The organism is Microbacterium oxydans, from assembly GCF_000956405.1.
Classification (GTDB): Bacteria; Actinomycetota; Actinomycetes; order Actinomycetales; family Microbacteriaceae; genus Microbacterium; species Microbacterium oxydans_C.
Genome location: NZ_JYIV01000009.1, coordinates 25,464 through 35,752 on the forward strand (window position 1 = coordinate 25,464; position 10,289 = coordinate 35,752).

Here is a 10,289-nt window from a genome sequence, read left to right on the forward strand (position 1 = left end):
ATCATCTACATCGCGCTGACTCTCGCGCTGTTCGCCCTCGTCTCCCTGGTGGCCAAGGGGGTGGAGCGGCTGTGATCGTCTTCGAGATCCTCGCCGCCGCCCTCGCGGTCGCCGCCGTCGTCTACCTCGTGGTCGCGCTCGTCGCGCCGGAGAGGTTCTGATGGACGCGACGATCTGGTTCGGCATCCTGCAGCTCGCGGCCGTCGTGGTCGTGCTCGTGCTCCTCTACCGCCCCCTCGGCGACTACATGGCCCACGTCTACACCTCGGCACGTGACCTGCGGGTCGAGCGCGGTGTCTACCGGCTGATCGGGGTCGACTCCTCGTCGGAGCAGACGTGGCGCGCGTATGCCCGCAGCGTGCTGGCCTTCTCCGTGGTCGGGGTGCTCCTGGTCTACGGTCTCCAGCGACTCCAGGCCTTCCTCCCCCAGTCGCTCGGGCTCCCGGCCGTGCCGGAAGGACTGTCCTTCAACACCGCCGCCTCGTTCGTGGCGAACACCAACTGGCAGTCGTACTCCCCCGAGCAGACCATGGGCTACACCGTGCAGCTCGCGGGTCTCACGGTGCAGAACTTCGTCTCCGCGGCGGTCGGCCTCACCATCGCGATCGCCCTCATCCGAGGCCTCGCCCGTCGGGGCTCGACCACCATCGGCAACTTCTGGGTCGACCTGATCCGCGGGCTCGGCCGCATCCTCCTCCCGATCGCCCTGATCGGCGCCGTGGCCCTGCTCGCGGGCGGCGTGATCCAGAACTTCGCCTGCTTCACCGATGTCACCACGGTGTCTGGCGGTACGCAGACGATCCCCGGAGGTCCGGTCGCCTCGCAGGAGGCCATCAAGCTGCTCGGCACCAACGGCGGCGGATTCTTCAACGCCAACTCCGCGCACCCGTTCGAGAACCCGACCGGCTTCACGAACCTGCTGCAGGTGCTGTTGATCCTCGTGATCCCGTTCGCACTGCCCCGCACATTCGGCCGTATGGTCGGCGATCACCGTCAGGGCTACGCGATCGCTGCCGTGATGGGCACGATCTTCCTCGTCTCGACCTTCGCCCTCTCGGCGCTCGAGCTCGCCGGCCGCGGAACGGCTCCGGAACTCGCAGGAGCCGCGATGGAGGGCAAGGAGGTGCGCTTCGGCATCCTCGGTTCGACGCTGTTCGGCAGCGCGAGCACCCTCACCTCGACGGGTGCCGTCAACTCGATGCACGACTCCTACACGGCGCTCGGCGGCATGATGCCGATGCTGAACATGATGCTCGGCGAGGTCGCGCCAGGAGGCGTGGGCTCGGGGCTGTACGGCATGCTCGTGCTCGCGATCATCGCGGTGTTCGTCGGCGGGCTGCTCGTCGGACGCACCCCGGAGTATCTCGGCAAGAGGATCGGGCCGCGCGAGATCAAGCTCGCGAGCCTGTACATCCTGGTGACGCCGACCCTGGTGCTGATCGGAACGGCGATGAGCTTCGCGGTCCCCGGCATCAGGGAGGACGTGGAGTCCACCAGCATCCTGAACCCCGGCGTGCACGGCATGAGCGAGGTGCTCTACGCCTTCACCTCGGCGTCGAACAACAACGGCTCCGCGTTCGCCGGGCTCACCGCCAACACCCCGTGGTTCAACACCGCCCTCGGTATCGCGATGCTGCTCGGCCGGTTCCTGCCGATCGTGCTGGTGCTGGCCCTGGCCGGCTCGTTCGCGGCACAGGAGCGCATCCCCGCCACTTCCGGCACCCTGCCGACGCACCGGCCGCAGTTCGTCGGCCTGCTCCTCGCCGTGACGGTCATCGTCACCGCGCTCACCTACTTCCCCGTGCTCGCACTGGGCCCCCTCGCTGAAGGACTCGTCTGACCATGACCCTCATCACCACCCCCTCGGAATCGCCCTCCGAACAACAGGATGCTGCGGCATCCGCCCCTGCCCGACCGCCGCGCTCCTTCGGCTGGTCGCAGCTCGTGCAGGCGCTCCCCGGCGCCCTGCGCAAGCTCAACCCGACGGCGCTGGTCCGCAATCCCGTCATGCTGCTGGTCTGGGTCGGCGCGGCCTTCACGACCGTGCTCGCCATCGCCGAGCCGTTCCTGGGCGGCCCAGCCGAGTCGGGCGGCACCCCGGTCCCCGCCCCCTTCACCTGGGGAATCGCGATCTGGCTGTGGCTGACAGTGCTGTTCGCGAACGTCGCCGAGTCCGTCGCCGAGGGCCGTGGCAAGGCGCAGGCCGCGAGCCTGCGCAAGACCCGCACGAGCACGATGGCCCGTCGCGTGGTCGGCTACGACAGCACCGCGGATGCGGCGGCCGAGCACACCGCGACCGCTGAGGTCTCGTCGGCCGAGCTGCAGCGCGACGACGTCGTGATCGTCACGGCGGGCGAGCTGGTCCCCGGCGACGGCGACATCGTCTCGGGCATCGCCACCGTCGACGAGTCGGCCATCACGGGTGAGAGTGCGCCGGTGATCCGCGAGTCCGGTGGCGACCGCAGCGCCGTCACCGGCGGCACCCGCGTGCTGTCGGACCGCATCGTGGTGCGCATCACCTCCAAACCGGGCGAGACGTTCGTCGACCGGATGATCGCCCTGGTCGAGGGAGCGAGCCGCCAGCGCACCCCCAACGAGATCGCCCTCAACATCCTGCTCGCGAGCCTGTCGATCATCTTCGTGGTCGTGGTGCTGGCCCTGAACCCGATCGCCTCCTACGCCGCATCCCCCGTCAGCATCCCGGTGCTCATCGCCCTGCTCGTCTGCCTGATCCCGACCACCATCGGGGCGCTGCTCTCGGCCATCGGCATCGCCGGCATGGACCGGCTCGTGCAGCGCAACGTGCTCGCCATGTCAGGTCGTGCGGTCGAGGCGGCGGGAGACGTCACCACCCTGCTGCTCGACAAGACGGGCACCATCACGTACGGCAACCGCCGCGCGCACGAGGTGCTGCCCCTCCCGGGTGTCGATGCGGACGAGCTGCTGCGCGTCGCGGCGCTCTCCTCCCTCGCCGACCCCACACCGGAGGGGGCTTCGATCGTCGAGCTCGCTGCCGCGCAGGGCATCCGGGTAACCGCCCCCGATGGCGCGGTGGTCGTTCCGTTCACGGCGCAGACCCGCATGTCCGGGCTCGACCTCGCCGACGGCACGCAGATCCGCAAGGGCGCCGGCTCCGCTGTCCGTGCATGGCTCGGATTCGACGGCGACGACCACGAGCTCACGAGCCGCACGGACGCCGTGGCCCAGAGCGGCGGCACTCCTCTCGTCGTGGCGGTGAAGGGCCCGGCGGCGGACGCTCGCATCCTCGGTATCGTGCACCTCAAGGACATCGTGAAGGACGGCCTGCGCGAGCGCTTCGACGAGTTGCGGGCGATGGGCATCCGCACCGTCATGATCACGGGCGACAACCCGCTCACGGCGAAGGCGATCGCCGCCGAGGCCGGCGTCGACGACTTCCTCGCCGAGGCGACCCCCGAGGACAAGCTCGAGCTCATCCGGCACGAGCAGCAGGGTGGACGCCTGGTCGCGATGACGGGCGACGGCACGAACGATGCTCCGGCTCTCGCGCAGGCCGACGTCGGCGTGGCGATGAACACGGGCACCTCGGCAGCGAAAGAGGCCGGCAACATGGTCGACCTCGATTCCGACCCCACCAAGCTCATCGACATCGTGCGCATCGGCAAGCAGCTGCTCATCACGCGCGGAGCGCTCACCACGTTCTCGCTCGCGAACGACATCGCCAAGTACTTCGCGATCATCCCGGCCATGTTCATGGGAGTCTTCCCCGGACTCGCAGCCCTCAACATCATGCAGCTGCACTCGCCGGCATCCGCTGTCACCAGCGCGATCATCTTCAACGCGATCGTGATCGTGTTCCTGATCCCGCTGGCCCTGCGCGGAGTGAGGTACCGCCCGGCGAGCGCCTCGCAGATCCTGCAGCGCAACCTGCTGATCTACGGCCTCGGCGGCGTGATCGCCCCGTTCATCGGCATCAAGCTCATCGACCTCGTGATCAGCCTCATCCCGGGCTTCTGACCCGGCTCTGAAACGGAATCCAGACATGTCATCCACTCGCACCACCCTCCGCACCACCGGTGTCGCCGTCCGCGCGATGCTCGTGCTCACGCTCCTGCTCGGCGTCGGCTACACCCTCCTGGTCACCGGCGTCGGCCAGCTGCTGCTCCCCTGGCAGGCGAACGGCTCGCCCCTTCCCGGCGACAAGGGCAGCGCGTTGATCGGCCAGTCCTTCACCGACGCGGACGGCCAGGCACTTCCGCAGTACTTCCAATCCCGCCCCTCCGCCGCGGGCGACGGGTACGACGGCGCTGCGTCCAGCGGCAGCAACCTCGGCCCCGAGAACGCCGACCTGGTCGCCACGATCACCGAACGCAAGGCCGCGATCGCCGAGCGCGAGGGCGTCGACCCGTCCGAGGTACCGGCCGACGCGGTCACCGCCTCGGGGTCGGGCCTCGATCCGCACATCAGCGTCGCCTATGCGCTGCTGCAGGTGCCGCGTGTGGCGGAGGCCCGCGGGCTGTCAGAGCAGGTGGTGCGCGACCTCGTGGAGTCTAGGATTCAAGGGCGGGATCTGGGATTCCTCGGCGATGAGCGCATCAACGTCGCCGAACTCAACCTCGCGCTCGATGACCGGGAGGGCGAATGACCGCAGCGCCTCTCCGTCGACCCCAGGGCCACCAGCGCCGGGGGCGGCTTCGAGTCCTGCTCGGAGCCGCCCCCGGCGTCGGCAAGACGTACGAGATGCTCGCCGAGGGACGGCGGATGCTCGACGAGGACCACGATGTCGTGATCGCGATCGTGGAGACGCACGAGCGCGCCGCGACGCAGGCCCAGACCGCGGGGCTCCCCGAGGTGCCGCGGAGGGTCGACCTGCACCGCGGGATCGCCCTCACCGAGCTCGACGTCGACGCCGTGCTGGAGCGCGCCCCCGAGATCGCCCTCGTGGACGAACTTGCGCACACGAACGCCCCCGGGTCCCGCAACGCGAAGCGCTGGCAGGACGTGGACGAGCTGCTCGACGCCGGCATCGACGTGGTGACCACGGTCAACGTGCAGCACATCGAGTCGCTGAACGCCGTGGTCGAGAAGATCACCGGCATCGCGCAGCAGGAGACCATCCCAGATGCAGTGGTCCGCGCCGCCGACGAGATCGAGGTCGTCGACCTGGCCCCGCAGACCCTGCGCGATCGACTGTCGGCCGGACTCGTGTATCCCGCCGAACGGATCGATGCCGCGCTGTCGAACTACTTCCGCCTGGGCAACCTCACCGCACTGCGCGAGCTGGCCCTGCTCTGGCTCGCCGACGAGGTCGACAGCGCGCTGCGCAGCTACCGCGCCGAGCAGGGCATCGAGGGCACGTGGCAGGCCAGGGAGCGCGTGGTCGTCGCCCTGACCGGAGGCCCCGAGGGCGAGACCCTGCTGCGGCGCGGAGCCAGGATCGCCGCACGCTCCGCCGGAGGGGAACTGCTCGCCGTGCACATCTCCGCGCAAGACGGCCTGCGCGACGAGACGCCGGGAGCACTCGCCGCACAGCGCACCCTCGTGGAGTCTCTCGGCGGCACCTATCACCAGGTCGTGGGCGACGACATCCCCGCCGCCCTGGTCGAGTTCGCACAGGGCGCCGACGCCACTCAGCTCGTGATCGGTGTCAGCAGACGCAGCCGACTGGTCGCCGCGCTCACCGGGCCAGGCATCGGCTCGGAGGTCATCCGGCGCTCCGGCGACATCGACGTGCACATCGTCACCCACGCCGCGGCGGGCGGACGGATGGTGCTCCCGCGCATCAAGGGCGGGGCGCTGGGCTGGCGGCGACAGCTGCTCGGGTTCGGCGTCGCCCTCGTGTTCGGACCGATCCTGTCGTGGATCATGTACACCTATCGCAGCCCCGAATCGATCACCGCCGAGGTGCTCGCGTATCAGCTGCTCGTGGTCGTGGTCGCCCTCATCGGCGGCATCCGTCCCGCGGTGTTCGCCGCGGTCCTGTCCGGCATCACCCTCGACTTCCTCTTCGTCGCCCCGCTCTTCACGATCACGATCGCGCACCCGCTGCACGTGCTGGCCCTCGCGCTCTACGTGGTCATCGCGATCCTGGTCAGCATCATCGTCGACCAGGCCGCCCGTCGCGCCCGCACCGCCCAGCGCGCCGCCGCCGAGGCCGAGCTGCTCGCCGCGGTCGCCGGGAACGTGCTGCGCGGCGACAACGCCGTTCTCGCGCTGGTCAGCCGCACCCGAGAGGCGTTCGGTCTGAGCGGTGTGCGCCTGCTCGCGGCGGACGGCGATGTGCTCGCGAGCGACGGCGAGCCCGTGGCCGATGGGCGGGCGACGACCATCCCGGTCGGCGTCGTCGCCGGTGGCGGTCCCCGCGCCGTGCTGGAGTTGAACGGAGAGCCTCTCGCCGGTCCCGAGCGTCGGCTGCTGGATGCGATCGTCGCCCAGCTCGCCGCCGCGATCGAGCACACCGACCTGCGGGCCACCGCCAGGGAGGCCGAGGCGCTGGCCGAGACCGATCAGGTGCGCAGCGCTCTGCTCTCGGCCGTGAGCCACGATCTGCGACGCCCGCTCGCCTCCGCGGTCGCCGCCATCGGCGGCCTTCGCGGCGCGCACGGCCTGTCCGAATCCGACCGCGCAGAGCTGCTCGCCACCGCCGACGAGAGCCTGGCGACGCTGTCGACGCTCGTCACGGATCTGTTGGACGTGAGCCGTGTGCAGGCCGGAGTGCTGGCGGTCTCCTCGTCCCGCATGGATGCTGCCGGCATCGTGCTCGCTGCGGTCGACGAGTTGGGCCTCGGTCCGTCGGACGTCGAGCTGGCCCTCGACCCCGATCTTCCCCCGCTGCACGCCGACCCCGTGCTGCTCCTGCGTGTGCTGGTGAACGTGATCGCCAACGCCCACCGGCACGCCCCCGAGGATTCGCGCGTCATCGTGTCCACCAGCACCCTCGGCGACCGCGCGGAGATCCGCATCATCGACCGCGGGGAAGGCGTCTCGCCCGAGCGACGCGACCGCATCTTCCAGCCGTTCCAACGCTTCGGAGACACCGACAACACCACGGGACTCGGTCTGGGCCTCGCCCTCTCACGCGGATTCACCGAGGGCATGGGCGGTACCCTGACACCCGAGGACACCCCCGGCGGCGGCCTCACGATGGTCATCTCCCTGCCTCTGGACGCAGGGCCCCGCGACATGGAAGGCACGGAGTGAAGCTCCTCATCGCCGACGACGATCCGCAGATGGTCCGCGCCCTGCGGATCACCCTCGCCGCCCACGGGTACGACGTGGTGGTCGCCCCCGACGGCGCCGCCGCGATCACCGCAGCCGCGCAGACGCACCCCGATCTCATCATGCTCGATCTGGGCATGCCGCGACTGGACGGCATCGAGGTGATCCAGGCACTTCGCGGGTGGACCAACGTGCCCATCATCGTGGTGTCAGGACGCACAGGGTCCGCCGACAAGGTCGAGGCACTCGACGCCGGGGCCGACGACTTCGTCACCAAGCCCTTCCAGGTGGACGAGCTGCTGGCACGCCTGCGGGCACTCTCGCGACGGTCTGCTCCGGCGGGCGGCGAATCCACCGTCGCTTTCGGCGATGTGGTGGTGGACCTCGCGACCAAGACCGTGACCCGCGGCGGCACGAGAGTTCACCTGACGCCGACCGAGTGGCGCATGCTGGAGCACCTGTCCAGGCACCCCGGAGCGCTCGTCACCCGACAGGACCTGCTGAAGGAGATCTGGGGCAGCGAACAGGTGTCGGACTCCGGATACCTGCGCCTGTACATGTCTCAGCTGCGCAAGAAGCTCGAGCAGGAGCCGGGTGCCCCGGTGCATCTGCTCACCGAGGCGGGTATGGGCTACCGTCTCGTGCTCTGAGCAGCCGGGCCGTTCCTGAGCTGTGCGCGGCGTCGTCCGATGAACGCTGCCGCGACCCCGGTGAGGACGAGCAGCACGGCCACGATGATCGCGGCGATCGCGGTCGGGATGCTCTCGGGCTCACCCGTGAGGCGACCGACTGCGAGCCAGGACAGGCCCCAGGCCGTTGCGAGCGCCGGAGCGATTCGCCCTGTGACCCAGGCGGCGGCCGCTCCGATGACCAGGACGACGACCAGCACCGCGACAGCCCAGGCATCCGCCGCCTCTGCCCAGCTCTCCGGGGCGATCTGCGTGAACCATGCCGCCGTGTTGGCCACGGTCGCGATGGTGACCCAGCCGAAGTGCAGGCCGTTCGCACCGTCCGTGAGGATGCGATCGGTGAAGCTCCGGGCGGGGAATCGGCCGAGCAGCACGATCACCCGCGCGAGGACGGCCAGGAGTGCCGCGATCACGACGACCGTGAGCCAGAGGGTGAGGAACCGCGCGGTCACCAACCACAGACCGTTCAGCACCATCGATGCGGCGATCCATCCACCTACCGCCTGCTGACGCGGGTCCTGCCTCTGGGCGGGGAGCGCCTGCCACACCGTGTACGCGATCAGCCCGAGGTAGATCAGCGACCAGATCGAGAATGCGGGGCCTGCCGGCGCGAGGTAGGAGCCCTGAGCCGAGAGCGCCCCATCCTGCAGCTCGTCGACGGACGCGCCTCCGAACGCCCCGGCCCCGACGGCGGCCGCGATCACCATGAACGTCGCCGCCGCGATGATCAGCGCCTGACGACCAATGCCCTTCGTGCGTGATTCCATGCCCCGAAGGCTACGGCTGTGCCCCGTCGGTCGCACCGGCCTTGACACAGGGGCACTGTTTCGCTAACCAGGTTAGCCAAATCCTGAACAGCTCAGACGCGGGTGAAGGCGGCGTCGATCAGCACCTCGGCCGCGCCCCGCGCCTGCGCAGCCACCGCCGGGTCGGCCGAGATCGCCGCGGTGCTCTGTGCGCCTTCGGCGAGGATCGACAGTTGAGCAGCGAGCGCGGGCGGAGCGCCGGTGTCGGCGACCAGGCCTGCCATGTACTCCTGGAACGACGCCTTGTGCGCTCGCACGATCTCCGCGACCTCGGGATTGGTGCCGCCGAGTTCACCGAACGCGTTGATGAAGGCGCAGCCGCGGAAGTCGTCGGCGCAGAACCAGTTCTCGAGGTATCCGTAGACGGCCAGGATGCGTGCACGAGGATCATCCCCCGCATCGGCCACCGCACCCGAGAGGCCGGACTCCCACTCCACATGCTTGCGCGAGAGCACGGCCGCGACGATGTCGCTCTTGGCGGGGAAGAGGGCATACAGACGGCGGAGCGACACGCCGGCAGCCGAGCGCAGCTCGTCCATGCCCACAGCGGCGTAGCCCTTGCGGTAGTAGAGCTCCTCCGCGGCGGACAGGATGCGCTCGCGAGCCTCGTCTTCGGTCATACCCAGAAGTTTACTTGACACGAGAACGAACGTTCTCTAGATTGAGGACATCGAGCGAGAACGACCGTTCTCACCGGAATCGAAAGGATCAGGATCATGGGTTACATCACCGTCGGAGACGAGAACAGCACCCCGATCGAGCTCTACTACGAAGATCAGGGCTCCGGGCAGCCTGTCATCCTCATCCACGGCTACCCGCTCGACGGCCACAGCTGGGAGCGCCAGACCCGCGAGCTGCTCGCCCAGGGCTACCGCGTGATCACCTACGACCGCCGCGGATTCGGCCAGTCCTCCAAGGTGAACACCGGCTACGACTACGACACGTTCGCCGCCGACCTGAACACCGTGCTCGAGACCCTCGACCTGCGCGAGGTCGTGCTCGTGGGCTTCTCGATGGGCACCGGAGAGCTCGCCCGCTACGTCTCCCGCTACGGCCACGAGCGCGTCGCCAAGCTCGCCTTCCTCGCCTCGCTCGAGCCGTTCCTCGTGCAGCGTGACGACAACCCCGAAGGTGTGCCGCAGGATGTCTTCGACGGGATCGAGGCCGCCGCGAAGGGCGATCGCTTCGCGTGGTTCACGCAGTTCTACAACGACTTCTACAACCTGGACGAGAATCTCGGCTCCCGCATCAGCCAGGAGGCCGTGACCGGCAGTTGGAACGTCGCGATCGGCAGCGCGCCCGTGGCCGCCTACGCCGTCGTGCCCGCCTGGATCGAGGACTTCCGCGCAGACGTCGAGGCTGTGGCAGCGGCCGCGAAGCCCACGCTCATCCTGCACGGCACGAAGGACAACATCCTTCCCATCGACGCCACCGCGCGCCGCTTCCACCAGGCGGTTCCTGACGCCGACTACGTCGAGGTCGAGGGCGCCCCGCACGGCCTGCTCTGGACCCACGCCGAAGAGGTCAACGCCGCGCTGAAGACCTTCCTCACCAAGTAACCCCTCCCCCTCCAGCCCTTCCCCTCCCAGGGGTCATC

Annotated in this window: 9 protein-coding genes; 7 read left to right on the forward strand and 2 right to left on the reverse strand. The window is 69.3% G+C overall.

Annotation, left to right across the window (positions count from 1 at the left end; all coding sequences use genetic code 11):
- Nucleotides 1-71 precede the first annotated feature (71 nt).
- From RN51_RS00710 to RN51_RS00735, 6 genes are read left to right on the forward strand one after another with little or no spacing between them, the layout of a single operon-like run.
- Nucleotides 72-161 (forward strand): potassium-transporting ATPase subunit F, encoded by a 90-nt coding sequence (locus tag RN51_RS00710; protein WP_017201862.1) that lies wholly within the window; start codon nt 72-74, stop codon nt 159-161.
- On the forward strand, nt 161-1,840 hold the full coding sequence (kdpA, locus tag RN51_RS00715) for a potassium-transporting ATPase subunit KdpA (protein WP_045262134.1): 1,680 nt from the start codon (nt 161-163) through the stop codon (nt 1,838-1,840). Before RN51_RS00710 ends, kdpA begins: the two co-directional genes overlap by 1 nt.
- Nucleotides 1,841-1,842: 2 nt before the next feature.
- A complete protein-coding gene (gene kdpB, locus RN51_RS00720; protein ID WP_045262135.1) occupies nt 1,843-3,996 on the forward strand; it encodes a potassium-transporting ATPase subunit KdpB in 2,154 nt (717 codons plus the stop codon).
- 25 nt (nt 3,997-4,021) lie between these two features.
- Nucleotides 4,022-4,624 (forward strand): potassium-transporting ATPase subunit KdpC, encoded by a 603-nt coding sequence (gene kdpC, locus RN51_RS00725; protein ID WP_045262136.1) that lies wholly within the window; start codon nt 4,022-4,024, stop codon nt 4,622-4,624.
- Complete coding sequence (locus tag RN51_RS00730; protein ID WP_045262137.1) at nt 4,621-7,179, forward strand: ATP-binding protein; 2,559 nt, start codon at nt 4,621-4,623, stop codon at nt 7,177-7,179. Before kdpC ends, RN51_RS00730 begins: the two co-directional genes overlap by 4 nt.
- Nucleotides 7,176-7,847 carry a response regulator gene (locus RN51_RS00735; RefSeq protein ID WP_045262138.1) on the forward strand — a complete coding sequence of 224 codons (672 nt, stop codon included), beginning with the start codon at nt 7,176-7,178 and terminating at the stop codon, nt 7,845-7,847. Before RN51_RS00730 ends, RN51_RS00735 begins: the two co-directional genes overlap by 4 nt.
- Here RN51_RS00735 and RN51_RS00740 read toward each other — a convergent pair.
- Together RN51_RS00740 and RN51_RS00745 are read right to left on the reverse strand one after the other, a co-directional pair.
- Complete coding sequence (locus RN51_RS00740; protein ID WP_045262139.1) at nt 7,829-8,653, reverse strand: tryptophan-rich sensory protein; 825 nt, start codon at nt 8,651-8,653, stop codon at nt 7,829-7,831. The two genes, RN51_RS00735 and RN51_RS00740, sit on opposite strands and share 19 nt — an antisense overlap.
- Nucleotides 8,654-8,745: 92 nt before the next feature.
- Entirely contained in the window at nt 8,746-9,312 is a 567-nt protein-coding gene (locus tag RN51_RS00745) for a TetR/AcrR family transcriptional regulator (protein ID WP_045262140.1), read from the reverse strand.
- Between the two features lie 96 nt (nt 9,313-9,408).
- Between RN51_RS00745 and RN51_RS00750 the strand changes: the two genes are divergently transcribed.
- Complete coding sequence (locus RN51_RS00750) at nt 9,409-10,251, forward strand: alpha/beta fold hydrolase (RefSeq protein WP_045262141.1); 843 nt, start codon at nt 9,409-9,411, stop codon at nt 10,249-10,251.
- Nucleotides 10,252-10,289 lie beyond the last annotated feature (38 nt).